The sequence below is a fragment of the Arthrobacter sp. 92 genome (assembly GCF_050260325.1).
GTDB lineage: Bacteria > Actinomycetota > Actinomycetes > Actinomycetales > Micrococcaceae > Arthrobacter.
Window position 1 is genome coordinate 2,657,729 of sequence record NZ_CP189863.1, and the last position, 23,234, is coordinate 2,680,962.

Here is a 23,234-nt window from a genome sequence, read left to right on the forward strand (position 1 = left end):
TGGGCGGCCGCAGCACTAGAGCCGTTCCGGTGGGCTGGAAAATTCCTTCGGGCTACCCCTGGGCCGCGGCCAGGGACGATCGGCGGAAGTCTGTGCGCCACACGTCAATGCCCCGGCCGCGTCCGTCGGTAACGAGGTATTCGGGCCAGCGATCGAAGGCGGAGCAGGGGTGGGATATCCCAAAATCGACCGTGTCGGTGACCTCCACTCCGCTCACGCCGGTGAGCACGGTGTGGTGGTCGAAGAGATTGCGCACGGTGGCCGTTGACTGCTCCTTTGGGGCACCCTCCGCGGTGTGGGCCGACAGGAAAACCGGAAGTCCGGCGTCGTATGGCAGATCCCGTTTGCCGGCAGCGACAACCGCCATCCCCTCTTCGGGCGTGGACAGGACGACGGCGCGAACGGAAATCGCCGGAACAAGACCCGGGACGGGACTGACGGCGGCGTAGGTCCCGTGATCGTGCGTGACGTAGCAGCCTGATCGGAGGATGGTCCTGGTTCCAGGCACCTCACTGTCGTCGGGAAGGAACTCAACGACGCGGTCCGGGAAAGCGGAACCGCCCATGGAGTAAATCGGAGTGGCGGTCTCAAAGAACCTGGCGGCCTCCAGGTAGGCGTCCCGCACCAGCCGGCAGTGCTGGTCAACGGATGCGATCGTTGACTGCGCCCTGTCATTGGGCACCACGCCTTCGTAACCGGCCACGCCGACGAGCCTGAGGCCGGGCGCGGCACGGACCAGCTCGGCAATGCCCAGGCTGTCTTCGAGGCTGCGGACTCCTGTGCGTCCGCCTGGGGTCCCGACGTCAATCAACACCTCGAGGACGACCGCCCCGCCGTCGAATACCTCCGATGCCGCCTTGACCCCGACTGCCGAATCGACGAAACAACGGATTTCCCGTTCGGGATCCTCCTCCAGCCAGTTGCGGACGCGCACAAGGCCGAGGCGGTCGACAATCTCGTTGGCGACCAGAACGCGCTGATGGCCCCAATTCAGTGCTGAAGCCACTTGATCCACGGTGGCGACAGTGACGCCGGCGGCGCCGGCGGCCAGCTGCCGCTCGATGATCGGCGCCGACATGGTTGTCTTGATATGTGGGGCGAGATCCACACCGCGCTCCCGGCACCACGCCGCCATGACTCGGATATTGTTGTCCAGGGCAACGGTGTTGAGCCGCAGCTGTGGATAGGCTGGGGCAGCAACCATCCTTGCCCCACGGTCTTCGATGGGTTGGTTCCGGCGATTGGTCATGTTCGGAGGGTACTTTACGGCGTTAACCGGCCGGGGGTACGACGTCCTCGAGCATCGACCTGTCGAAGAATCGGATCTCGCCGGTTGCTTGGAAGAACACGGGAACCACTGACGTGCTTGGGTCCTTGGAGGTTTCGTAGATCTCGGGCGCACCCCCATGTCTGCGGGCAATAGTTCCAACCAGGTCAGTGCCGCGAACCCGGACCGTGCGATATTTATAGCTCATGTGGACCCCTTTCCTAAGCTACGCCTGCGGTCCTTGGCGCGGGATTTCCTGAATGACCCAGCGATTGCCGTCCGGATCGCTGAAATAGGCAAAGGCGAATCCTCCCATGTCCTGGACTTCACTCACGGGGGCTCCCCGTCCGAGTAGCTCCCTGCGCGCCGGCTCCATGTCCGGCACCACGAGTTGGAGGCCTTCGAGACTGCCCGGGATCATGCTGTTCATGCCGGTTCCGATAACGATCGAGGCGGACGAGCCGGGCGGAGTGAGTTGGACGACCCGCATGCCCGGGATGTGTTCGACGTCGTGATCGAGCACGAAGCCGAGGTTGTCGGTGTAGAAGGCTTTGGCCCGGTCCACATCCGAAACGGGGACCTGCACGACCTCAAGTCGAAGTTCCATGTGCGCCACCCTACGGCACAACCCGGGCGCCCGGAACTGATCAACGGAAGGTGTTTTGAAATAATTCGGAGGAGTGGCGGACCAAGAGATGACGGACGTATTCTTCAGTTAACCGGGTTTAGCAGCAAGCCGCCGTGTCTCGAACCTGGGGCGTGGAGAATGGCCGACCGACCTGCTGAGAACCCGTCCGCCGACGCGCCGAGCGCCTTCCTGGAGTTCCTCTGGAACAGCGCCGAAACCGCCGCCTTCCTCCGGAGTGTCATGGCCGGGATGATGGCCGACCTCCCCGCCTCGCCGGAAATGGGCTGGGCTTTCAGTGTTCTGCGAGGAGGTCATACCGTTACCTGGGAGGCCGCCGACGCGCGCGCTGCCACCATTGACAGGCTGCAGCATTCCTTTGATGACAGCCCCGCATTGACTGCGATACGGTCCGGGGAATTTGTCCATGTCAGCAACACCGCTCTCGACCGCCGCTGGCCGGGGTACGCGAGTGTGGTGGTCGGCTACGGGGTGCTATCGCTGTTGTCTCTCCCCTTGGATCCGGAAGGAGTGCTGGACGCCTCGGTCAATCTGTACTGGCCACTGCCCCACGCTTACACCAGTGAGTCCATCATTACGGCACTCAATTATGCCGGACAACTCAGCCTGGGGCTGCGCCTGGCGATCCAGCTTTTCCAGAAGCAGGTGAGCTACCCGGTACCGGTCCCGGCAGGGTCACCTACCCTCGTTGATTCGGCCGTGACGATTCTGATCGATGAATTTGGGCTCAGCCACGAGGCAGCGTTGCACTACCTTCGGCTAACCGCCCGGAGCATGTCCGCAACGCTCGAGCAGGCGGCCCTGGATATCGTTCTCAGCCATAATGCGCCCCACCGCTACGACCATATCGGCACCAACGCCACCGCTCCCGCCACTAAAGCCAGACGACGTCGGACGCCCTTCGGCCCGAAGAATTCCGCCTGAGCCTGTGGACAGGACTCAACCTCACGCATCACCTTGCGGAATGTATTTTGGGCCGCCAGCATATACGCATGCACAGCGGGACAGACCGGTGAAGGCCGCGTTGATCGCCGCAGGGCTGCTGGCCCTGTTGTCGGCGTCCGTGACCGGCTGCTCGCGTCCGGTGCCGGCGTCGTCGCTGCCCCTGACCCAGGTCCAGGACATCGCCCTGCCCGGGGCGGCGAGCAGGCTCGACTACCAGGCCATCGACGCGGGAGCGAAGCGGCTGTACATCGCCCACCTCGGCGACGGCACCATCCACGTTCTCGACCTGGCCACGGGCACGGTGGCCGGCACCGTGCAGGGAACACCCTCGGTGCACGGGGTCACCCTCGCACCGGACCGGCATCTCCTCCTGGCCGCGGTCTCGGGAACGAACCAGGTGGCGATCATCGACACCAGCACCCTGACGGTGACCGCCCGGGTCCCGGCCGGGAACACCCCGGACGGGATCGCCTACGACCCCGTCCACGGCAAGGCCTACGTCTCGAACGAACACGACCACGCCGAAACGGTGATCGACCTCGCCACGAACACGGCCAAAGCCCCGATCGAGATCGGCGGGGAGGCCGGCAACAGCGTCTACGACCCCGCCAGCGGAACCGTGATGGTCAATGTCCAGGACCGCAACGAACTGGTCACCATCGACCCGGCGACCGACACGGTCACCGGCAGGATCCCGGTCCCGGACTGCGCCAGCAACCACGGCCTCTACCTCGACGGGGCAAACAAGCTCGCGTTCATCGCCTGCGAGGGCAGCGCGAAGCTCCTGGTCCTGGATCTGGACACCAAGCAGGTCACCGCACGGTTCGACACCGGCGAGGGCCCGGACGTGCTGGCCTTCGATACGGGGCTGCACCGGCTCTACCTCGCCTCGGAGTCCGGGGTCGTGAGTGTCTTCGACGAACAAAACCGCACCCTGGTCTCCAAGGCCTCGGGCAAACTTGCCGACAACGCCCACACCGTCGCCGTGGACCAGGGCACCCACCGGGTCTACTTCCCGCTGGAAAACATCGACGGACACCCCGTGCTGCGCATCATGGAGCCCGTTCGATAGCCACCGCAGCCGAATGGATGCAGTGTTCTAGAGGTCCTCGCCCACATCCGCCGCCGCGTCTTTGACCTGCTCGCCTGCCCCCCGCACCATGGCCGGGGCCTGGTGATGCTCCCCCGGACTCTCCGGCCCTCCATTGCCAGTCAATGTGCCAGCGCCTTCCTTGGCTGCACCGATGTGGTGGATGACCGTGTACCTGGCCTTATCGTCGATTGCCATCATACCGTTCCCTTGATGAGTGACCCCGTGGTTACTGACCTAAGTCCCAGCGATGCGGTGTGCCCGCTGAGGCACTTCTCCGCTGCTCTATGCGCGTCCGGACCCAGCGATATTCTGGTTCCGTCTGTGATTCGGAGCCGCACGGGAATTGGATGCCCCAGCGCGCCATCTGTTTCCTTCCGGTGCCACAGTCGGATGTATTTCCGCCCGGCGCGCCGAATGCTACCGTCGGGTCATGACCCCGCAGGAGCTCGAGAACCTCGCTCACCTCCGACGTGCCCGTGATCTGATCGACCGTGAATACGCGAAACCGCTCGACGTCCCAACTATGGCCCGCAGGGCGCTCATGTCGCCCGCGCACTTCTCGCGCCGTTTCCGGGCGGCCTACGGCGAGACGCCGTACAGCTACTTGATGACTCGCAGGATTGAGCGAGCGATGGCATTACTGCGGGCGGGCGTGAGCGTCACGGACGCATGCATGGCGGTGGGATGTACCTCCCTCGGCTCATTCAGTTCACGCTTCGCCGAGGTGGCCGGGGAGCCCCCGAGCGTCTACCGGAGCCGCGAACATGACGCGGTCAATGCCATGCCCGCCTGTGTGGCAAAGGTGCAGTCGCGCCCCGTCCGGAACGCATCGAGCAGGATTGGAGAAGCGCACCGGGAGAGCGCCGGATAGAGTCACGGCTATGACAATCGCACTCAAATACTGCAACATCACTGTTAACGACGTCGACGAGTCCATCTCCTTCTACCGCGACGCACTCGGCCTCCAGGTGCGCAGCGACGTGCCCTCGGGCGAATTCCGCTGGGTCACGCTAGGTAGCGACGCGCAGCCAGGACTCGAGATCGTGCTTTCCGCCCCTCATGCCGGCCGTTCGCAGGCCGATGGTGATGCGCTGCAGGAACTCCTCACCAAGGGCGTCCTGCCGATGTTGGTGTTCGAATCCGACGACGTCGACGCCACGTTCGAGAAGGTGCGCGCATCCGGCGCGGAGGTCCTTCAGGAACCCATCGACCAGCCTTGGGGCCCGCGCGATTGCGCGTTCCGCGACCCCTCGGGGAACACAGTCCGGATTGCGCAAGCGCCCGCGGCGTAACCATGCGGGCATGCAGGAATGGCCCTGAAGAATAACCGCCTGCATCCGAATGAGTTCCCCGCTGCAGGCACCGGATCGGTTGCCATGCTCAGAAGCAACGGCGTAGTCTCCCTCCTATCAAGGCATCCGGCGGGAGGATCCACGGGCGGCTATGCCGAGTTGCGGGCGTTCCGCGCCACACACCCGTACCGCTCGCTGACCGTCGGCCGCGTCGAATGGAAATACATCGCGGGACCCGCCAATCCGGCCGCCCCGACGGAAGCGGAAAGCCCCACGGACCTCGCTGTGGAAATCGGCGCGACGCCTGAAGAAGACAGACCGCCACTTCTCGTCCTCGGCGGTGGCTTCTCATTCGGCGATTCCGCGTTCCGCACAATCACCACTTTGGAACCCCGTTTCCGGGTCCTCTCGCCCTCCTACCCCCCGGTCCGGACAATGGCCGAACTCCTGGCCGGCATTGCGGCCATACTCGACGCCGAGGGAATCCGGTCCGCGAGTATTTTTGGCCACTCGCTCGGCGCCGGTGTGGCCCATGCCTTTTCACGCCGCTATCCGCAGCGGGTGGACAAGCTTATCCTTTCCGGGTTCGGCCTCTACACCCGTGGCCACGCGCGCTTGGTAAGCGCATTCGTCCGTCTTTTCTCACTCCTGCCCAAAGCTGCCCTCGCCGCCTTCTACCGTCCGAGGATCGCGCGCCTGGCAGCGGCCGCAGAAGAAAACGAGCGTGCCTTTCTCAGCGCTTATATGGAAGACCTCTTCACGGCACATACCAAGGAATCGGCCTTGGCGCGCCTTGAAGTGCTGCTGGACCTGGCGACGCATCCGGACCGTTACGCCGCCACGTCGGCCTTCGAGCGCCCGGAGGACGTGCTGCTGATCGCTGCATCCGACGACCGCGGCTTCACATCGCGCGAACGCGAAGCCCTGCTGGCCGCTTATCCAGGCGCCCGGGCCTGTATGTTCGGGCACGGCGGCCATTGGACGGCGGTCACCCACCCGGCCCAATACACCGACGTCCTCTCACGCTTCCTCGAAGGCCGCACTCCGCTCATGAGGCGGCGCGAAGGCCCCGCCGCCGCGCCCGCGCCGGGATGTGGCCGGGAAGAACGGGATACCGGACCGCCCGAGGCCCTGGACGCAAGGCTTGCCGGTTTCCGTGCCAGCCATCGGTACCGGTCGCTCGACGTCGACGGGCTGCGCTGGCGCTACGTTGCCGGCGGCTCGGGCGCGCAGACCGTGATGTTGGCTTCCGGAGGGACAAGGATGCCGGACATGTACTTGCCGCTCATTGAAGCGCTGGAGCAGGACTTCCGCGTCCTCGCGCCGGCTTACCCCGCCGGCGCCGGAATCGCCGGGCTCGCCGACGGGCTGGCTGCCATCCTCGACGCGGAGGGAGTCGAAAAGGCGGATGTGATGGGCTCCTCCTTCGGCGGTTTTGTGGCACAGACGTTCTTCCGCCGGCATCCCGAACGCGTCCGGCGCCTCGTGCTGGCGAACACCGGGGGCCCTTCCGCAGCCCCGCTTCCTCTGCTCCCGTTCCTCATCCACTTCCTCACGATTCTTCCGGAAGATGCCGTGCGTTTATTGACCGGCTGGAATTGGCGACGCTGGTTTGTCCCAGGCACGCAGGAAGACGCTATTTTCTGGAACACACTGCTTTCGGAGATCCTCGGAAAACTGGGCAAGGAGGATCTGCTGTCCGCACTACGGGAGATGAGGGAATTCGCGCATGCGCCTGCCACGGGAAAACCCGGGGGTCCAGGGGCGCCGCCGGTACCGGTGCTGCTGATCGAATCGGAACAGGACGCGGCGTTTCCGCCCCCGGCACGTGCGGCGCTCCGAGCTCTCTACCCTGCAGCGGAAATCCGGCTGTTCGCCGGCGCCGGCCACGGGGTGATGGCAACGCGGACCGCGGAGTACGTCGATACCGTGCGCGAGTTCCTGCGCAGACCCTGACTTTTTCGTCCGCCCCAGGCGCGGACACGGACACCGGAGGCCGGGCCACAAGCCCCTACCGCGGCCCGCACACGAGGCCTAGAATCGGTTCACTTCCTCCGGAAACGGAATGCCCAACCCTCTGCGGAAGCCCGCAAAGGGACCCTTGAAAAGGGAGAACTCCGGCATGAGGTTAGCGGTTGATCTCACAAAATGCCAGGGCTATGCCCAATGCGCCTTTCTCGCCCCTGATGTCTTCACCATCCAGGGCGACGAAGCCCTGACCTACGATCCGAACCCCGACGAGGCGCAGCGCAAGAGGGTTCGGCGGGCCGCTGCTGCATGTCCTCTCCAGGCCATCCAGCTGGACGACCCGGACGCGCCGTACCGGACCGCGCATCCGGACGAGATTCCGTTGGCGGCATCCTCCACGCAAGCCACCCCGGACTCCTTTAAAGAGTCCGGACGGATCGTCGTCGTCGGCGCGTCACTGACCGGGCTGCGCGCCGCAGAACGGCTGCGCAAGGAAGGGTTCACCGGCTCACTGACCCTCATCGGTGACGAAAGGCACGAGCCCTATGACCGCCCGCCGCTGTCGAAACAGGTTGTTGCCGGATCGGTGCCGTCGGAAGTCACCTCGCTGCCGCGGCGCCGTGAGCTGGGTGCCACGTGGCGCCTGGGTGTGGCGGCCACCAGCCTGGATCTGGCCTCGAAGCAGGTGCATCTTGCCGACGGCAGCCGGATCGGATTCGACAAGTTGTTAATCGCCACCGGCGTGCGGGCCCGCACCTGGCCGAACGCGGCGGAGGCGGCGCTGGCCGGCGTCCTGACCTTGCGCACCCGTGAAGATGCGGCAGCGCTTCGACAGCTCCTTGCTGAGCGCCCCCGTCGCGTTTTGGTCATCGGCGCCGGGTTCATCGGTTCGGAGGTCGCTTCCGTATGCCGCGAACTCGGGCTGCCGGTCACTGTCGCAGAAGCCGGTCCGGCTCCGCTCGGCGCTGCCCTCGGCGGGGTAATCGGCGCGATCGCCGGAGAGCTGCAGATCGAGAACGGAGTGGACCTGCGTTGCGATGTCAGGGTCGTTTCGCTCGACGGCGATGCCACCGGCCGCCTGTGCCGCGCCCGCCTGTCCGATGGCACCACGCTTGACGTGGACGTGGCAGTCGCCGCGCTGGGCGCCGTCCGGAACGTCGAATGGCTCGCCGGTTCCGGACTGGCCAGCGGCAGATGGGGCGTCGCGTGCGACGCCGGTTGCCGCGCTTTCGACGCGAACGGCCTGGTCACCGACGACGTCTTCGTCGCCGGTGACGTGTCGCGCGCACCGCAGCCGATGTTCGGCTACCAGTTCCTTGCCATTGAGCACTGGGGCAATGCGATCTCCCAGGCCGAGATTGCCGCGCACAACATGGTCAGCCCCGAGACCGAGCGTTGGCCACACTTGGAGGTGCCGAAATTCTGGTCCGTCCAGTTCGGCACCGAGATCAAGAGCGTGGGCGTGCCTTCGACCGCCGACGAGGTCGCCATCGTCCAGGGATCGGTGGCACAGCGGCGGTTCCTGGCCGCCTATGGCTACAAGGGCCGCATCGTGGCCGCTGTCGCCTTCAACCACAATAAGTGGCTTGAATTCTACGAACCGCTGATCGAGCAAGCAGCATCTTTCCCGCCGGTCTTCCACCACGTTGACGAACCGGCCGATGCTCAGCCTGTGCCTGCCCGGTTCCAGCCCACGGCCAGCCCCACCCAGGATGCGACCGTCGTCGTGACCGGGCACTATCCCAATGAGCGCCGTGCCAGATTGACCGATCGCAGCCTCCCCTGAAGCCAAGGAGCCCTCACGATGACCGACCCCAGCTCGTGGGAACAGATTCTGGACTACGCCAACCGGGCTAATCCCTACCCGTTTTACGAGGATCTCCGCAAGACCCCCGTGACACGGCTCCCGGACGGCAGCTACCTCGTGAGCACCTATGCGGAGATCGCCGCCCTGTTGCACGACCCGCGGGTGAGTTCGGACATCAGCCGCAACCCGGCTGCCGCCGCGGCAGGCGTGGGCGGCAACGAAGGCGACGACGGCGAAGACGTGGGCCTGCGTGCGACGTTCCTCAGCATGGATCCTCCTGATCACGACAAGTTTCGACGGATCACCATGAGGCACTTCGGGCCGCCCACGACGCCGGAGAGGGTAGCGGGGATGGAGGCGAGGATGGCCGAGATTGTGGCCGGCCTGGTCGACGACATGGCCGGCCACAGACGGATCGACGTCGTCGACGGCCTCGCCTATCCGCTGCCCGTCACGGTGATCTGCGAACTTCTTGGTGTACCGCCGGGCGACGAACAGCGCTTCCGGGTCTGGGTGGACGTGGCCCTGCAGTCCACGGATCCCGGTCTCGACCCGGAAACACAGCAAAAGAAGCGGATTGAAGCCGGCAAGGAGCTGCGCGCGTTCATGGAAGAGCTGGTGGAGACCCACCGGCAGGCACCGGGCAATGACCTGCTCTCCGCGCTGGTCACCGACGACGGTCCGGAAGGGCGCCTCCCCAACGAGCAGCTGGTGAGCACAGGGCTCCTTTTACTCATCGCCGGACATGAAACCACCGTGAACCTCATCGCCAACGGCGCACTGACGTTGCTCCGCCACCCGGCCGAGCTCCAGAGGCTGCGCAACGACCCCGACTTCGCCATCCCAATGGTAGAGGAGCTGTTGCGCTTCGAGCCGCCGGTGCATTTCGTTCCCTTTCGCACGGCCCTTGACGACATCCACATCGCCGGAACAACCATCCCCGCGGGAGCCTCCCTCACGCTGGTCCTGGCCGCCGGCAACCGCGACCCCGCCCACGTCACCGACCCCCACCTCTTCATTCCGGACCGGCCCAACAATCAACACCTGGGCTTTGGCGGCGGGGTACATCTCTGCTTCGGGGCGCCCCTGGCCCGGTTGGAAGCGCAGATCGCCCTCACCGAATTCGCCCGCAGGCTGGAGAACCCTCGGCTGGTCGCGGATCCGCCGCCGTACCGGCCGAGCCCGTTCCTGCGCGGCCCTTCCCACCTCTGGGTGGACATCGACGGAATCGCCCACGGCCAGGATGAGCCCGCCGAACGGCTATGAGGCCCAGTCGGCGTCGTCGTAGGGACGGCCGCGGAAATGGGCACGGAGGTACTCCCCCACGACGGCAGCCCCGAGATCCCCGGGCTCGGGGGCAACGACCCTGCCGTCGATCCGGCGGGCCATACGCTGGACGAACCGCTCAAGGCCCGGATCGTCGCCCAGCCGGAAGAACGTGGCCTGCGTGCCGGCGCGCCCAAGACGATCGAGTTCGGCGACCGTAACACGGATGGTCTCGGGGTCGGGCGGATAGTCGAACCACGAGTCGCCCTCGGGCAACAGGTGCGCGGTAGGCTCACCATCTGTTACCACCAGAAGGACGTGCTGCATTGAAGGGTGCTGGCGGAAGAAGCGGTTAGCCAACAGCAGGCCGTGATGCAGGTTGGTTCCCTGCTCCCGCCGTGATGCCAGGGCCGTGAGTTCGCTGATGTCCATGGTCTGCGCGAACCGGCCGAAGGTGATCAGCTGCAGTCGGTCGCCGCGGAACCGGGTTGAGACGAGATGGTGCAGTGCCAGTGCGGTGCGTTTCATCGGCACCCACCGTCCCTCGGCGGCCATCGAGAACGACACGTCGACGAGCAGGGCGACGGCGGCCTGGGTGCGCGCCTCCGTCTCGGTCACCTCGATATCGCCCACGCCGAGGCGCAGTCCGCGGCTCGGGTCGCCGCCGCCGGCGATCGTGCGCCGGATCGCGTTTGTTATGGTGCGGGTGACGTCCCACGGCTCGGCGTCCCCGAACTCCCACTCACGGCTGGAGCCCGTCTGCTCGCCGGCCGAGCCCGCGACGCGCGTGTCCCGGCGCCCCTGCCGGCCGGACAATTGCTTGGCGGTGTCCCGCAAAAGTGACTTCCCAAGCCGCCGCATCGCCTGGGGGGACAAACGGAGGTCCCCGTCGGCTCCACGCCGCAGGTATCCGCCGTCCTGCATTGCCCGCTCGATCTCCGCCAAGGTGCGGGCTGTCACGGCGGCATTCTGCCCAAGCTGGCGGGCCAGGGCATCCAGATCCAGGTCGTCAAGGCGAGAGCCGCTGTAGGACTGGGAGAGCTGTTCGGCCAGCTCGTCGAGTTCGGCGATGTCCTGGAGCACTCCCGTGCCGTCACCAAGCCCGAGCCCCTCCTCACCCTCGAAGCGTTCGGCGCCGGTCCAGTCCTCGCCGGGGCGCAGCGCGCGCAGGCTCGAGTCGAGTTGATCGAGCTGGGCCATGAGCTCGGGCGAACCGAATGCATGGGCCGACAGACGCATCAACTCATCGCGCTGCTCCCTGGACATGGACTGCAGGAGCCGTTGGGCCGCGGCTGCGCGCTGGGCGAGGGCGTCGATCAGTTCCTCGACGGATTGCGGATTCTCCGGAAAAAAGCCGCCGTGCCGGGACATGAACTCCTGGAAGTCCGCGTCGGTGTCCTCGCCGCGCCGGTGCTTGTCGAGCAATTCGTTGAGGTCGCGCAGCATTTCGGTCACGGCCGCGCGATCCTCATCAGTTGCGTTCTCGAGCGCTTGTTTCATGCCCGCGAAGCGCTGGTCAAGGACCTCACGGCCCAGCAGGTCCTTGATCCGCTCGTAGGCTTCCCGGGCGGTGCTCGATTGCCAGTCATATGACGCCAGTTCGTTGACGGCGGCAGCGGTGGAAGAGGGCAGGTTCTGCAGCTGCATCTCCCGGAATGCCCGGTCGGTGTTGTCCATCATGGCATCGCGGGCGAGTTGCTTGCGTTCCTCCAGCACGGCGGTGTCGAGCAGCTTCCGGACCTCGCTAAGGGTGCCGTCCAGCCGGTGGCGGCCCAGCAGTTCACTCCGGCGCTGTTGAACGCGGCCGGCGAGGTCGTCGAGGCCCTCCCGGCTCCGGCCGCCGCGCCGCAGGAACTCCTGCAGGGCATGCCTGGGAGAGTATCCGGCCATGACGTCCTCGGCAATCGCGTCGAGTGCCTCTGCCAGGTCGACCGGCGGAGCGAGCGGATCGGGTCCGCCCGCGTACCGGCCGTACCGGGAGGACTGGTGGTGAACGCCCATGATGATGCCTATCCCTAACGGTCGATCGTCCTAGCCGTAGATCGTCTCCTCGTCGTCGAACTCCTTGGAAATCCGACGGGCGAGGAAGAGGCCTTCCAATGCAAGTTCGATCGCGGCGGCGCGCTGCCCGTCGTTTTTCGCGTGCAGGCGCCGGCTGATCTCATCGTAGAGGCCGGATCCGTCAAGAGCCGGCAGGTTTTCGAGGAACTCGCGCGCGGTGACCTGTTCCCCGGTGGTCACGGTCCGGTGGCCGTCGAGCGCCGCCACGAGCGGACCCAGGTCGAGGCCGTGGTAGTGCGCCCGCACCGCTTCGGCAGTGGCCGTGCGCAGGAGATGATCGAGGACGGTTTGTTCACGCCCCTCCTCACCCGATTCGAACTCGATCTTGCCCGTGAGCACGTCAACCGCAGCCTCCAGGTCGACGATCCGCGCCACTGCCTCATCCTCCCCGCGCACGCTGGCCCGGCGCAGGGCGGCCGCGGCAACCGTTTCGGCGCCCGCGATGGCGAACCGCGCCGAGACGCCGGAGCTCTGGTTGATCGCCGGGGACTGCCGCAGGGCGCGGGTGTAGCGGGCCAGGATCTCGAGGATGACGGGCGGGACGTCGGCGACCAGCCGCCCCTCTTGCCGGATGACGGCGACCTCGTCGTCGAGCTCTATCGGGTAGTGGGTGCGGATCTCGGCGCCGAAGCGGTCCTTCAGGGGCGTGATGATCCGGCCGCGGTTGGTGTAGTCCTCCGGGTTGGCGGACGCGACGACCAGCACGTCGAGCGGAAGCCGCAGCACGTAGCCGCGGATCTGGATGTCGCGCTCCTCCATCACGTTGAGCATGGAGACCTGGATGCGCTCGGCGAGGTCGGGGAGTTCGTTTATGGCGATGATGCCGCGGTTTGAGCGCGGGACGAGACCGTAATGGATGGTTTCCGGGTCGCCGAGGCGGCGGCCCTCGGCCACCCGCATCGGGTCGACGTCGCCGATGAGGTCGGCGACGGAGGTGTCCGGGGTGGCGAGCTTCTCGACGTACCGTTCCGAGCGGTGGCGCCACGCCACGCGCAGGCGGTCCCCTTCGGCAAGCGCCAGCGCGCGCGAGTGCTCCGTGATCGGCTGATACGGGTGTTCGTTCAGTTCCGATCCTTCGATCACCGGTGACCACTCGTCGAGCAGCCCGACCAGGGTGCGGAGGAGCCGGGTCTTGCCCTGTCCCCGTTCGCCGAGCAGGACGACGTCATGGCCGGCAATCAAGGCACGCTCGAGCTGGGGAAGGACAGTCCGGCTGAAACCGTACATTCCGGGCCACGGATCGCGGCCGCCGGCCAGAGCGGCCAGCAGGTTCTCGCGGATCTCCCTGCGCAGGTCCTTGTGGACGTGGCCGGAGGCACGCAGTTCACCAATGGTGAAGATATCGGGGCGATCACTCACACCTCTACGGTAATCCCCGAACGTGCGGATAATCGAGGGAATTTCCCACGACTATCGGCACGTTCGCACGTGGACCGGCATAGGCTGGATGCTGATGACTGCAGCAACACCGTCGGCACCATCGATGCCGCCGCGAACAGAGGGCACCCTTCTTCTCCTGGTCCGCCACGGGGAGACACCCACCACGGGCTTGGTGCTGCCCGGGCGCGCCCCCGGGTTGCACCTCTCCGACAGAGGCCGGGAGCAGGCCGAGCGCGTCTCGGAACGGCTGGCCGGCCTTCGGGTCGACGGTCTTTACTCCTCGCCGCTGGAACGCACCTGCGAAACTGCGGAGCCCGCGGCAGCCCGCACCGGACTTGAGGTGAACGAGGACGCCGGCCTGATCGAGTGTGACTTCGGCGAGTGGACCGGGGCCGCGCTCCCCGATCTGGCTGCCTTACCGCAGTGGCAGTCCGTACAGCACACCCCATCAACCTTCCGCTTCCCGAACGGCGAGAGCTTCACGCAGATGCAAGCGCGGATGGTGCGAACCCTTGAGGTGCTGCGGACCGCCCACCCCGGGGGCGTCGTGGTGTGCTTCTCCCATGCAGATCCGATCAAGGCCGCCGTCGCCCACGCCCTGGGCACGCATCTGGACCTCTTCCAGCGGATCGTCATCAGCCCGGGCTCGGTCTCGGTCGTCTCCTACGTGGAGGGGCAGGCGCCTGCCGTACTCATGGTGAATTCGACCCTGGAACCCTTGAATGGACTGAGGGCATCATGAGGCTGGGGGCACCGTGAAGCTGGGGGCACCGTGAAGCTGGGGGCACCGTGAAGAGGGACAGCCGGTGTCCGGACGGGAGCTGACACTACTCCTTGAGGGCCGCGTCGAGCTGCTCGGACGCCTCCCGCGCAGCAGCAACGCGACGTTCCTGGTCCGGGTCTCCACCGGGGAAGAGGCGGCTTACGCGGTCTACAAGCCGCAAGCCGGGGAACGCCCGCTGTCCGATTTCGAGCCCGGACTGTACCGGCGGGAACGTGCAGCTTTCCTTCTCAGCGAGTACCTGGAGTGGGGCATCGTGCCGGCGACGGTGATCCGCGAGGATTCCCCCTTGGGGATCGGGTCGCTGCAGTGGTTCATTGAGTGCGACTGGGGTGAGCACTACTTCACGCTTTACGCAGACGCACCCGAGACCCATCGCGTCCTATCGCAGATCGCCCTGTTCGATTGCATCGCGAACAACACTGACCGCAAGAGCGGGCACGTGTTGCGCGGCCGCGACGGCCATGTATGGGGCATCGACCATGGGCTGTGCTTCTCGGCGGCTTTCAAACTGCGCACCGTGATTTGGGACTTCGCCGGGGTTGCTATCCCCGCTTCGCTGCTTGAGGACATCACCCCGCTCACAGACGCCGTGCCTCCCAGCGTGGCCGAACTCCTCGACGACGCCGAGGTCACCGCCCTGCAGCGCCGGGTACGGCGTTTGCTGCACACGGGCGTGCTGCCTGCTGACCCCACAGGAATGCGTTACCCGTGGCCGCTGGTGTAGGTGTCCCAAGGTTCGGCCTCGGGCATGCCCGTCCGGGAAGCAACGGCGTCCAATGTCGTGTCCGCCTGTTTGTCGAGACCCCACAAAATCTCGTCGCCAACGGGGAACTAGCGTCTGAGGTGGAGGAACATCCACAGCCGGCAAGCGCAAAGGACCCCAGCGATGACGATTCAGGCACACGTCGACACGAACGGCGAAGCAGGCGACGCGCCCAGCGCCGCCAACAGCTATGGAATCCTGGAAACGGCCCGTCGGCAGGTCCTCGAGGACGGCATCGGCCTGACCCGGGCGCAGCTCGAGGACGTCCTCCGCCTCCCGGACGAAGCCCTTCCCGCGGCACTCGAACTCGCCCACGAAGTCCGGCTGAAACACTGCGGCGAGGACGTGGAGGTGGAGGGCATTATTTCGATCAAGACGGGAGGCTGCCCCGAGGACTGCCACTTCTGCAGCCAGTCCGGCCTGTTCGACTCCCCCGTCCGCGGCGTCTGGCTCGATATCCCGGAACTGGTCAAGGCAGCCAAGGAAACCGCCGCCACCGGAGCCACGGAGTTCTGCATCGTCGCCGCGGTCCGGGGCCCCGACATCAAACTCATGAACCAGATCAAGTTCGCGATCGACCGGATCAACGAAGCGGTCGAGATCAACATCGCCTGCTCCCTGGGCATGCTCACCCAGCATCAGGTGGACCAGCTCAAAGGCTGGGGCGTGCACCGCTACAACCACAACCTCGAAACCGCCCGCAGCTACTTTCCCGAGGTCGTCACCAGCCACAGCTATGAGGAACGCCTCGAGACCTGCAACATGGTCAAGGCCGCCGGCATGGAACTGTGCTGCGGAGCACTGATCGGCATGGGCGAAACCCTCGAACAGCGCGCCGAACTCGCCGCCCAGCTCGCAGCCCTCGAACCCCACGAGGTTCCCCTCAACTTCCTGAACCCGCGCCCCGGCACGCCGCTGGAGAACCAGGGCATCATGGACGGCAAAGACGCCCTGCGCGCCATCGCAGCGTTCCGCCTCGCCATGCCCCGCACCGTGCTGCGCTACGCCGGCGGCCGGGAACTGACCCTCGGGGACCTCGGCACCCGCGAAGGCCTCCTCGGCGGCATCAACGCCGTCATCGTCGGGAACTACCTCACCACCCTGGGCCGGCCCGCAACCGCCGACCTGAACCTCCTGGTCGAACTGAACATGCCCATCAAGGAACTCCAGAAAACCCTATGAACGGGGTTTCCAATGACTCAACCACCGCTGCGTTTTGCGGGCACTGCGGCGAGCCGTCCGACGGCGGTGGCAACCCGGCGTCGGACTTTCACCGCCGCTGCCGCAAGCAACTGGCGCTGGAGCCGCCTCGCTACTGCGGCGTCTGCCGGCGCCGCATGAAAGTCCAGGTCACCCCGCTGGGCTGGTCAGCGGAATGCTCCCGCCATGGGGTACTGGCCTGGTGATGCCAGCCTCGTGGAGCGAGACGTGGAACCGCTCAGCCCTTAACGAAGCCTCCAAATGTTTTTGTTGACGTGAAGCCGCTCACATCCGTGCTGAGATGTGCGCTACACTCTCATGGTCCGACCACAGTGGTCAGACCATAGAATTTGTTGACCCTCAACGTGGAGGAACTCCGTGGACCACTTCACCCCCAGCACTGACCCGGTGCTCAATAGCGTGGCCTGGTCGGCCATCGTCGGCCTGCTGCCCCTGCTCACCTTTTTCATCCTGCTCGCCGTTGTTAAGACCAAGGCCTACATCGCCGGGGCGTTCGCGCTCCTCGTGGCCCTCATCGTGGGCATCGCCGCCTTCCACATGCCGCCGGCCCTGGCAGTTCTCTCTGCCACCCAGGGCGGCATCTTCGGGGCCTTCCCCGTGCTGTGGATCGTCATCATGGCGGTCTGGCTCTACCAGGTGACGGTACTCAGCGGGCGCTTCGAGGACCTCCGCCGCGTTTTTGATGTCATCGGGGGCGGCGATGTGCGCCTTCAGGGCGTTCTAATCGCCTTCTGCTTCGGTGGACTCCTCGAGGCTCTTGCCGGCTTCGGAGCGCCCGTGGCCATCACCGCCACCATGCTCCTGGCCCTGGGACTGCCGCCACTTCGCGCCGCCGCAGCGGTGCTGGTGGCTAACACGGCCCCCGTCGCCTTTGGCGCCATGGCCATTCCGATCACCACCGCTGCGGGCCTGACTGGTCTGCACGCCACGGAAATCGGTGCACTGGTAGGCCGCCAGGCTCCGCTACTGGCCACCTTCGTGCCGTTGATCCTGCTCTTCATCCTCGACGGGCGCAAAGGCCTGAAGGAGTGCTGGCCCGCCGCCCTCGTGATCGGCTTCTCTTTCGCGACAGCGCAGTTCCTGTGCTCAAACTTCTTCTCGTACGAGCTGACGGACATCGTGGCTTCATTGGCCGGCTTGGGCGCGGCGGTCCTGTTTCTGCGCGTCTGGGCACCAAAGGCAGCCGCTGAGACACGGACCACGCGGCGACTGGCTTCCACGGCAACAATCGGCAGCGGCTCCACGGACGTGGATTCCGGGACCGGGGATGCGGGTTCCGTGATCACCGCAGTGCCGTCAACGGCGGGTGCGCTCACGCCGTCGCGCGCGTGGCTCGCACTTTTCCCCTATTTCCTGGTGATTGTGGTCTTCGGCATTGCCAAACTGTGGAAGCTCGGCGCTGACGTGCCGACGCTCCTGGCCGCCACGGACATCAAGATCCCGTGGCCCATCCTCCATGATGCCCTGGTCGCGGCGGATGGCAAGCCGGTTTCCTCCACGGTTTATGTTTTCCAGTGGCTCTCCAGCCCCGGCACCCTACTGCTGATCACGGGCCTGATCGTTGCGTGTGTTTACTCCAAGTACGACGACGGCGGCCGCTTCCCCATCACTGTGGGTGACGCCGTCGTCGAGATCGGTCGCACCATCTTCAAGATGCGCCGGGCGGGACTGACCATTATCACGGTGCTGTCCCTTGCCTATGTCATGAACAACTCGGGACAGACGGTATCGATCGGTACGTGGCTGGCCGGCACCGGCACCTTCTTCGCGTTCCTCTCCCCGGTGCTCGGCTGGCTCGGCACAGCCGTGACTGGCTCAGATACGTCGGCGAACGCCCTCTTTGCCAAGCTGCAGCAGACGGCTGGACTGAAGGCCGGCATCGACCCCAACCTGCTGGTTGCAGGCAATACGGCGGGCGGCGTCGTCGGCAAGCTCATCAGCCCACAAAACCTCGCAATCGCAGCCACCGCCGTCAACCTTGACGGGCAGGAATCGGTTCTCTTGCGTAAGGTAGTCGGGTGGAGCGTGGCCTTGCTGCTGGTGCTTTGCACCTTGGTGTACCTGCAATCCACTCCCATGCTGGGCTGGATGCTGCCTTAGCCTCCGGACCTCCCGCACCAAGGAGTATCGGGCTGCGTCCCGGCCCGCACTCCCCCGCCCCGAAGGAAGAACACCCGTGACAACCGCTGCAGCAGGAGCAACACCACGCCGTCGCACTCATGACGCGCTGCTGCAGGACATCGAGGCGGATCTTCGCTCAGGCAAGATCAAAGTCGGGGACCGGCTTCCAGGGGAACGCGCCCTGGCAGAGACCTACGGTATCTCTAGGGCGTCAGTGCGGGAGGCCATTCGGATCCTTGACGCCATGGGGGTGCTGCGCAGTTCGGTGGGATCCGGTCCCACCTCGGGTGCGATTGTCATTTCCGAACCCTCCGCGGGACTGTCGTCGGCGCTGCGCCTGCACGTGGCCAGCAGCCGGCTGCCGGTCGCGGACATTGTCCAGACCCGGATCCTGCTCGAAACCTGGACGGCCCTGACGGGAGCGGGGCGCCCAGGAGGAGACGACGAGCTGGAGCAGGCGGCCCAGTTGCTGCACGCGATGGACGACCCCCGACTGGAGCGCGCGGCCTTCCACGAGCTGGACGCCCGGTTCCACGTTGCCCTGAGCTCGCTCGCCGGGAACACGGTGGTGGCCACGATCATGGAATCCTTGAGTGGCTCCATCGTCGGCTATGTCTCGGAGGCCGTCGAAGCCATGACGTCCTGGCCAGAGGTCGTGTCCGTGTTGCGGACCCAGCACCACGGCATCTTTGAGGCCTTCCAGGCGCACGACGGAGAGCTCGCCGCCAACCGGTTGCGCGAACACATCGAATGGTTCTACCGGCATGCGTCCGAGGTGCACGCCGCGAGGGATGGCCTGCCAGGGATATCCCCGGCGGGATCATCCCGTTAGGAAATGTTGTAGTCGCATTTCTTCGTCCCCCGGGCGGCAATCGCACGGAAAAGCCCCGGACCAGAATGGACCGGGGCTTGAGTGGGCGCCTGTTATCGCTCGATGCTGACAGTGAGATCCAGGTGAATGTCATTGTCGCAAACGAAACGGCCCTGGAGGTAGCGGGCCAGGCTCGCGTCAGTGGCGGTGTGAACGCCATGAGCGACCGCTCCGCGCAGCAGAGCTTGCGTGTTGGTCGACTTGACCACGTCCAGCGGAGCCCAGGCCCGATGGCTGGAGGTGAGGCGTTCTATGTCCATGCGAAAGGAGCGCTTGTGGTCTTCGCGGACAGTGGCGCGTACGGTGAACGGGATAAAAGCAGTAGGCAAGGGGTCCTTTCGCGGCAGCCGGTTGTCGACGCCCACTTAGAACAAGGTTGCTGGTGCCGCGGATATTCCGCTTAAGAAGCCAAGGAGTCCGATGTCACGCCGGGAGAGCAGCCGCCCATCAGCCCCAGCCGCGTTATCGTTGGGGCTGCTGTCGCCGTCCTTCCAGTCCCACCGATGTGGCGTCCGCGTCCGCGTCCGCGTGCGCGTCCGTGACAAGGATCGGGTCGATGATCGGTGCCACAACCGTGCCGACATTCTCATCTCTCCGGAACATACGGAACTCCGATCGTGTGCGCACCGGAAGAACTGGACCATGTCCAAGGGAAGGAAAAGCATCAGGTCACCTTCGGGCAGGTCATGATGTGGGCCTGGCGCCCCCGAGTCGTCCGATGGATGCTCCATCCGATGTACCACACAGACCCCGCCAAGGCATCGGCGGCCACTCGCCGTCTGGACGGCATCAAAGGCTCAGTGGTACTTCCCGGGCATGGTCCCGCATTGCGCATGCCATTGTCCGAAGCCCTGGCGGCGCTGCGACGCTAGGCTCTACCCACGGCCAATCCGCTGGCTACCTGCGTGGGCCGCAAGGACCAAATGATCGCAGGGTCCACCGCCAGGATAATCGTGCACCCCGGCACCACGCGATCTCCCACATCATGCCGGCTCTCCTTGGCCGCGAAGATCTGGGGGCTATCTGTGTGCGTACGTGAGGCAGTCTGCGTTGTCGGCACCGGGACCGACGTGTACTTCGGGGGCCCGGCACATCAGGTGGTCGTTATGGGCGCATTCCGAGCGCTGGCAGGCCCCCACGTCGGCGAGGACCTTGGGCAGGCCGCCATGGCTGCCAGTGTCAATGAAGGTGGCGCAGGCGGCATGGTCTTCGGCGCCGCCGACCGTGATGGCAGCGGCGTTGCAGGCGGAGTGGTCATTGAAGGAACAGTTGGTAACGGTGCAGTCTGCGACGTGCGTTGTCATGAGAAGGTCCTCCGTGTCTCGGCTGCCCCGGTCGGGCGGCTTCTTGTGCCCACGGTAGGCCAGTCCCGGGCAATGAAAAAGACCCAATTCTGTGACCTAATTCAGTCCCACAAGCGCCTCCGGGCGGGCTGATCATTGCTGTGCGGGGACCCCGGAGGCGGCCCGTCTGTCGGCTGCGATGCCGGCACGGGCCGGGCAGGTTGCAGATGGAGTTAGCCGGCAGAACTGGACTGTGCGGCGTATGCCTTGCTCTGGCCGCGCACCCGGCCCACGTAGGACTCAGACCGGTTGTAAGAGAGTATGGCGTCGGTCCAGCCCTGGGCCGTGGCGAGGTCACGGCCACCGGCGCACAGGTACGAGGCAGCGCTTAGTGCGGCATCATCGATGTTCAGGGGGTCGGCTACACCGTCACCATTCCCGTCCCGCCCAACTTCCCGCCAGGTGGCGGGAATGAACTGCATTGGTCCGACGGCGTGATCCCACTCGGGGTCGCCATCCAGGACGCCCTCATCTGTGTCAGGAATTGCGGCAAACCCAACGCCGTTGAGGCTGGGGCCGGTTATCGGCTGGCTCGACCGACCCGAGGCCATCAGATTTCCGCCGCCGAGAGTTCCGTGTACGGACTCGACGAAGCCGATGGCCGCGACGGTATTCCAGCCGATATGGCACGCCGGAGCGGAAGCATTGGCCACGTCGGCGGCAACGGCATAGGCCCGAAGCGCACGCGCCGGAATGCCGGTCTGCGCGGCTGTTCGGGTGAGCCACTGGGCGTCAATCGTGCTGTCACTGATGTCCACCGCAGTGGTGATGGTGGACAGCGTCGAGAGCTTGGCTCCTGATTGGGGCGGCGCGGACTGGTCCCCGACCGTTACAGTGCCGGACACCCGGACCGCCCAGAATGAGAAGCCCGTGATGATGCAGAATGCGAACACGATGAGCGTCGCCAGGCGCCTGAGGCGGAGCATGGATTAGCCAATCCGGCCGTTGAGGCCATCATCGGCTGGTCCCGACGGGTACAGAGAATTTCTCGGTGCCGCGGCCTCGGTCCGCAGCACCGCACTACCCTTCACATTCAACGCAGTAAGCGTGGCCCTTCTTTTCCCGCGCGAGCTGGGACCGGTGACGGACCAGGAAACAGGAATAGCAGGTGAATTCGTCCTGCCCTTGGGGAATAACCTGAACGATAAGTTCCTCGGCCACGAATTCCCCGCCCGGGGTCATGGCCTCATCCAGCGCATCGGTCTCGTCAAGCTCCCGGACCACGCTGCGGGCGTCCGGTGCGTTCGCGGACTGCAGCGCCTCGAGGGAGCGGTCCTGTGATTCTTTGACATCGGAACGGACTTCGTCGTAATCGGTTGCCACTTTGGTGATTCTCTTCTCTAACGTTCTTAGCTGACGGGACACCATACACCATTCCGCCGGTATTCCCTCTCAGGAGAAATGGCGGGGGATGAAAATGGTCATAAGTGGCGAACGGCAGCCGGGGATCCGCCGGGCAATCCATGCCGGAGGACGATGTTCCGCATCACCACTGCAGCGGCACCACCGGGCCGGTTTGGGGCATAGTGAGCCACATGGATCAAAAAGCTGAGTTGCTCGGATACCTTCGGATCACACGGTCAGACCTCCTCGCGAAGCTCGACGGCCTGGGAGAGTACGATATTCGTCGTCCCATGACCCCCACAGGCACCAACCTGCTGGGCCTGGTCAAGCACGTGGCCAGCGTGCAGCTGGGGTACTTCGGCGAGGTCTTCGGGAGACCCAGCGACCAGGACGTACCGTGGCTGGCGGAGGATTCGGCGCCGGACGCCGACATGTGGGCAACCGAAAATGAGAGCCGTGCCGGCATCATCGACTTCCATGAATTCTCCGCCCGGCACAGCGACGCGACCATTGAATCACTCGCTCTCGATTCAGAGGGGGAAGTTCCCTGGTGGACGCCCGAACGCCGTCACGTAAACCTCCACCAGGTCCTGGTTCATATGTGCGTCGAGACGGCGCGCCATGCGGGACACGCTGATATTCTCCGCGAGCTGATCGACGGCGCAATAGGAAACGGCCCGCTGGATCCCAACGTTTCAGGCCGCACGCGTGAGGGATGGGCCGCCTATCGCTCTCAGCTGGAGGCCGCCGCGCGGGACGCAGAAAGATAGGACCTGTTTCAGATCCTGGTCAGCTGCCACACCGCCGATCTCCGCGGAACAAACATCATCATTACCGCTGATTTGGACCGATCCTGACCTCAAAGGGACAGTTTGAAGCCCACGTGCGAGGCTTCGAAGCCAAGCCGCTCATAGAACCGGTGCGCCGCGACCCTGGGCCACAAGGCAGTTCCAGTTCAGCGAGAGTCATTTCCCCAGTATTCCAGCCGACGGCACTCCCATCAGGGGCACGCGCCTATTCGGTTGCGTCAGGGCAGTGGTTCTGCCACTTCGCGGCCCGCAG

Annotated in this window: 25 protein-coding genes; 14 read left to right on the plus strand and 11 right to left on the minus strand. The window is 65.4% G+C overall.

Going from position 1 to position 23,234, the window contains the following annotated elements; all coding sequences use genetic code 11:
• Nucleotides 1-52 precede the first annotated feature (52 nt).
• From ACP4XC_RS12215 to ACP4XC_RS12225, 3 genes are read right to left on the minus strand one after another with little or no spacing between them, the layout of a single operon-like run.
• The gene (locus ACP4XC_RS12215; RefSeq protein WP_427169941.1) at nt 53-1,249 is read right to left on the minus strand and encodes an alanine racemase; all 1,197 of its coding nucleotides are present in this window, start codon (nt 1,247-1,249) and stop codon (nt 53-55) included.
• A 22-nt stretch (nt 1,250-1,271) separates the two neighbouring features.
• The gene (locus tag ACP4XC_RS12220) at nt 1,272-1,475 is read right to left on the minus strand and encodes a hypothetical protein (RefSeq protein ID WP_427169943.1); all 204 of its coding nucleotides are present in this window, start codon (nt 1,473-1,475) and stop codon (nt 1,272-1,274) included.
• An 18-nt stretch (nt 1,476-1,493) separates the two neighbouring features.
• Nucleotides 1,494-1,874: a VOC family protein gene (locus ACP4XC_RS12225; protein ID WP_427169945.1), complete on the minus strand. Its 381-nt coding sequence runs from the start codon at nt 1,872-1,874 to the stop codon at nt 1,494-1,496.
• 159 nt (nt 1,875-2,033) lie between these two features.
• Here ACP4XC_RS12225 and ACP4XC_RS12230 point away from each other — a divergent pair, with 159 nt between their 5' ends.
• Together ACP4XC_RS12230 and ACP4XC_RS12235 are read left to right on the plus strand one after the other, a co-directional pair.
• Complete coding sequence (locus ACP4XC_RS12230; protein WP_427169947.1) at nt 2,034-2,837, plus strand: hypothetical protein; 804 nt, start codon at nt 2,034-2,036, stop codon at nt 2,835-2,837.
• 88 nt (nt 2,838-2,925) lie between these two features.
• Entirely contained in the window at nt 2,926-3,930 is a 1,005-nt protein-coding gene (locus ACP4XC_RS12235) for a YncE family protein (protein WP_427169949.1), read from the plus strand.
• A 27-nt stretch (nt 3,931-3,957) separates the two neighbouring features.
• Here ACP4XC_RS12235 and ACP4XC_RS12240 read toward each other — a convergent pair whose 3' ends face one another.
• A complete protein-coding gene (locus ACP4XC_RS12240; RefSeq protein ID WP_427169951.1) occupies nt 3,958-4,149 on the minus strand; it encodes a CsbD family protein in 192 nt (63 codons plus the stop codon).
• A gap of 232 nt (nt 4,150-4,381) precedes the next feature.
• Between ACP4XC_RS12240 and ACP4XC_RS12245 the strand changes: the two genes are divergently transcribed.
• The 5 genes from ACP4XC_RS12245 to ACP4XC_RS12265 all read left to right on the plus strand — a co-directional run bounded on the left by ACP4XC_RS12245 (nt 4,382) and on the right by ACP4XC_RS12265 (nt 10,284).
• Nucleotides 4,382-4,822 (plus strand): helix-turn-helix transcriptional regulator, encoded by a 441-nt coding sequence (locus ACP4XC_RS12245; RefSeq protein WP_427169953.1) that lies wholly within the window; start codon nt 4,382-4,384, stop codon nt 4,820-4,822.
• Nucleotides 4,823-4,832: 10 nt separating this feature from the next.
• Nucleotides 4,833-5,243 carry a VOC family protein gene (locus ACP4XC_RS12250; protein ID WP_427169956.1) on the plus strand — a complete coding sequence of 137 codons (411 nt, stop codon included), beginning with the start codon at nt 4,833-4,835 and terminating at the stop codon, nt 5,241-5,243.
• Nucleotides 5,244-5,261: 18 nt separating this feature from the next.
• Complete coding sequence (locus tag ACP4XC_RS12255; protein ID WP_427169958.1) at nt 5,262-7,199, plus strand: alpha/beta fold hydrolase; 1,938 nt, start codon at nt 5,262-5,264, stop codon at nt 7,197-7,199.
• 166 nt (nt 7,200-7,365) lie between these two features.
• Nucleotides 7,366-8,997, plus strand: a complete 1,632-nt coding sequence (locus ACP4XC_RS12260; RefSeq protein ID WP_427169960.1) for an FAD-dependent oxidoreductase — start codon at nt 7,366-7,368, stop codon at nt 8,995-8,997.
• A gap of 18 nt (nt 8,998-9,015) precedes the next feature.
• On the plus strand, nt 9,016-10,284 hold the full coding sequence (locus ACP4XC_RS12265; RefSeq protein ID WP_427169962.1) for a cytochrome P450: 1,269 nt from the start codon (nt 9,016-9,018) through the stop codon (nt 10,282-10,284).
• On the opposite strand, the gene ACP4XC_RS12270 is transcribed toward ACP4XC_RS12265, so the two are convergent.
• Both ACP4XC_RS12270 and ACP4XC_RS12275 read right to left on the minus strand, forming a co-directional pair.
• Entirely contained in the window at nt 10,279-12,285 is a 2,007-nt protein-coding gene (locus ACP4XC_RS12270) for a vWA domain-containing protein (RefSeq protein WP_427169964.1), read from the minus strand. The genes ACP4XC_RS12265 and ACP4XC_RS12270 overlap by 6 nt on opposite strands.
• Before the next feature lie 30 nt (nt 12,286-12,315).
• A complete protein-coding gene (locus ACP4XC_RS12275; RefSeq protein WP_427169966.1) occupies nt 12,316-13,704 on the minus strand; it encodes a sigma 54-interacting transcriptional regulator in 1,389 nt (462 codons plus the stop codon).
• Between the two features lie 88 nt (nt 13,705-13,792).
• Between ACP4XC_RS12275 and ACP4XC_RS12280 the strand changes: the two genes are divergently transcribed.
• The 5 genes from ACP4XC_RS12280 to ACP4XC_RS12300 all read left to right on the plus strand — a co-directional run bounded on the left by ACP4XC_RS12280 (nt 13,793) and on the right by ACP4XC_RS12300 (nt 19,446).
• Nucleotides 13,793-14,467, plus strand: coding sequence for an MSMEG_4193 family putative phosphomutase (locus ACP4XC_RS12280; protein WP_427175101.1), 675 nt, complete (start codon nt 13,793-13,795; stop codon nt 14,465-14,467).
• Between the two features lie 64 nt (nt 14,468-14,531).
• Nucleotides 14,532-15,233, plus strand: a complete 702-nt coding sequence (locus ACP4XC_RS12285) for an SCO1664 family protein (protein ID WP_427169968.1) — start codon at nt 14,532-14,534, stop codon at nt 15,231-15,233.
• Between the two features lie 162 nt (nt 15,234-15,395).
• A complete protein-coding gene (gene bioB, locus ACP4XC_RS12290) occupies nt 15,396-16,454 on the plus strand; it encodes a biotin synthase BioB (RefSeq protein ID WP_427169970.1) in 1,059 nt (352 codons plus the stop codon).
• A gap of 396 nt (nt 16,455-16,850) precedes the next feature.
• Complete coding sequence (locus ACP4XC_RS12295; protein ID WP_427169972.1) at nt 16,851-18,593, plus strand: L-lactate permease; 1,743 nt, start codon at nt 16,851-16,853, stop codon at nt 18,591-18,593.
• Nucleotides 18,594-18,669: 76 nt separating this feature from the next.
• Nucleotides 18,670-19,446 (plus strand): FadR/GntR family transcriptional regulator, encoded by a 777-nt coding sequence (locus ACP4XC_RS12300; RefSeq protein WP_427169974.1) that lies wholly within the window; start codon nt 18,670-18,672, stop codon nt 19,444-19,446.
• Between the two features lie 92 nt (nt 19,447-19,538).
• Here ACP4XC_RS12300 and ACP4XC_RS12305 read toward each other — a convergent pair whose 3' ends face one another.
• Complete coding sequence (locus ACP4XC_RS12305) at nt 19,539-19,814, minus strand: hypothetical protein (protein WP_427169976.1); 276 nt, start codon at nt 19,812-19,814, stop codon at nt 19,539-19,541.
• Between the two features lie 133 nt (nt 19,815-19,947).
• Nucleotides 19,948-20,088, minus strand: coding sequence for a hypothetical protein (locus tag ACP4XC_RS12310; protein ID WP_427169978.1), 141 nt, complete (start codon nt 20,086-20,088; stop codon nt 19,948-19,950).
• 14 nt (nt 20,089-20,102) lie between these two features.
• Here ACP4XC_RS12310 and ACP4XC_RS12315 point away from each other — a divergent pair, with 14 nt between their 5' ends.
• Nucleotides 20,103-20,357 carry a hypothetical protein gene (locus ACP4XC_RS12315; protein WP_427169980.1) on the plus strand — a complete coding sequence of 85 codons (255 nt, stop codon included), beginning with the start codon at nt 20,103-20,105 and terminating at the stop codon, nt 20,355-20,357.
• Nucleotides 20,358-20,504: 147 nt separating this feature from the next.
• Here ACP4XC_RS12315 and ACP4XC_RS12320 read toward each other — a convergent pair whose 3' ends face one another.
• From ACP4XC_RS12320 to ACP4XC_RS12330, 3 genes are all read right to left on the minus strand, one after another.
• Nucleotides 20,505-20,789: a DUF1540 domain-containing protein gene (locus tag ACP4XC_RS12320; protein ID WP_427169981.1), complete on the minus strand. Its 285-nt coding sequence runs from the start codon at nt 20,787-20,789 to the stop codon at nt 20,505-20,507.
• Between the two features lie 212 nt (nt 20,790-21,001).
• A complete protein-coding gene (locus ACP4XC_RS12325; RefSeq protein WP_427169984.1) occupies nt 21,002-21,754 on the minus strand; it encodes a lytic transglycosylase domain-containing protein in 753 nt (250 codons plus the stop codon).
• Between the two features lie 94 nt (nt 21,755-21,848).
• On the minus strand, nt 21,849-22,151 hold the full coding sequence (locus ACP4XC_RS12330) for a DUF4193 domain-containing protein (RefSeq protein WP_427169986.1): 303 nt from the start codon (nt 22,149-22,151) through the stop codon (nt 21,849-21,851).
• Nucleotides 22,152-22,363: 212 nt separating this feature from the next.
• Here ACP4XC_RS12330 and ACP4XC_RS12335 point away from each other — a divergent pair, with 212 nt between their 5' ends.
• Entirely contained in the window at nt 22,364-22,942 is a 579-nt protein-coding gene (locus ACP4XC_RS12335; RefSeq protein ID WP_427169989.1) for a DinB family protein, read from the plus strand.
• Nucleotides 22,943-23,234 lie beyond the last annotated feature (292 nt).

Excerpts from the sequence above, each read along its gene's own strand:
- ACP4XC_RS12215 (WP_427169941.1), bottom strand. The coding sequence starts at position 1,249 with ATGACCAATCGCCGGAACCAACCCATCGAAGACCGTGGGGCAAGGATG.
- ACP4XC_RS12220 (WP_427169943.1), bottom strand. The coding sequence starts at position 1,475 with ATGAGCTATAAATATCGCACGGTCCGGGTTCGCGGCACTGACCTGGTT.
- ACP4XC_RS12225 (WP_427169945.1), bottom strand. The coding sequence starts at position 1,874 with ATGGAACTTCGACTTGAGGTCGTGCAGGTCCCCGTTTCGGATGTGGAC.
- ACP4XC_RS12230 (WP_427169947.1), top strand. The coding sequence starts at position 2,034 with ATGGCCGACCGACCTGCTGAGAACCCGTCCGCCGACGCGCCGAGCGCC.
- ACP4XC_RS12240 (WP_427169951.1), bottom strand. The coding sequence starts at position 4,149 with ATGATGGCAATCGACGATAAGGCCAGGTACACGGTCATCCACCACATC.
- ACP4XC_RS12245 (WP_427169953.1), top strand. The coding sequence starts at position 4,382 with ATGACCCCGCAGGAGCTCGAGAACCTCGCTCACCTCCGACGTGCCCGT.
- ACP4XC_RS12250 (WP_427169956.1), top strand. The coding sequence starts at position 4,833 with ATGACAATCGCACTCAAATACTGCAACATCACTGTTAACGACGTCGAC.
- ACP4XC_RS12255 (WP_427169958.1), top strand. The coding sequence starts at position 5,262 with ATGGCCCTGAAGAATAACCGCCTGCATCCGAATGAGTTCCCCGCTGCA.
- ACP4XC_RS12260 (WP_427169960.1), top strand. The coding sequence starts at position 7,366 with ATGAGGTTAGCGGTTGATCTCACAAAATGCCAGGGCTATGCCCAATGC.
- ACP4XC_RS12265 (WP_427169962.1), top strand. The coding sequence starts at position 9,016 with ATGACCGACCCCAGCTCGTGGGAACAGATTCTGGACTACGCCAACCGG.
- ACP4XC_RS12270 (WP_427169964.1), bottom strand. The coding sequence starts at position 12,285 with ATGGGCGTTCACCACCAGTCCTCCCGGTACGGCCGGTACGCGGGCGGA.
- ACP4XC_RS12280 (WP_427175101.1), top strand. The coding sequence starts at position 13,793 with ATGCTGATGACTGCAGCAACACCGTCGGCACCATCGATGCCGCCGCGA.
- bioB (WP_427169970.1), top strand. The coding sequence starts at position 15,396 with ATGACGATTCAGGCACACGTCGACACGAACGGCGAAGCAGGCGACGCG.
- ACP4XC_RS12310 (WP_427169978.1), bottom strand. The coding sequence starts at position 20,088 with ATGTTCCGGAGAGATGAGAATGTCGGCACGGTTGTGGCACCGATCATC.
- ACP4XC_RS12320 (WP_427169981.1), bottom strand. The coding sequence starts at position 20,789 with ATGACAACGCACGTCGCAGACTGCACCGTTACCAACTGTTCCTTCAAT.
- ACP4XC_RS12325 (WP_427169984.1), bottom strand. The coding sequence starts at position 21,754 with ATGCTCCGCCTCAGGCGCCTGGCGACGCTCATCGTGTTCGCATTCTGC.
- ACP4XC_RS12335 (WP_427169989.1), top strand. The coding sequence starts at position 22,364 with ATGGATCAAAAAGCTGAGTTGCTCGGATACCTTCGGATCACACGGTCA.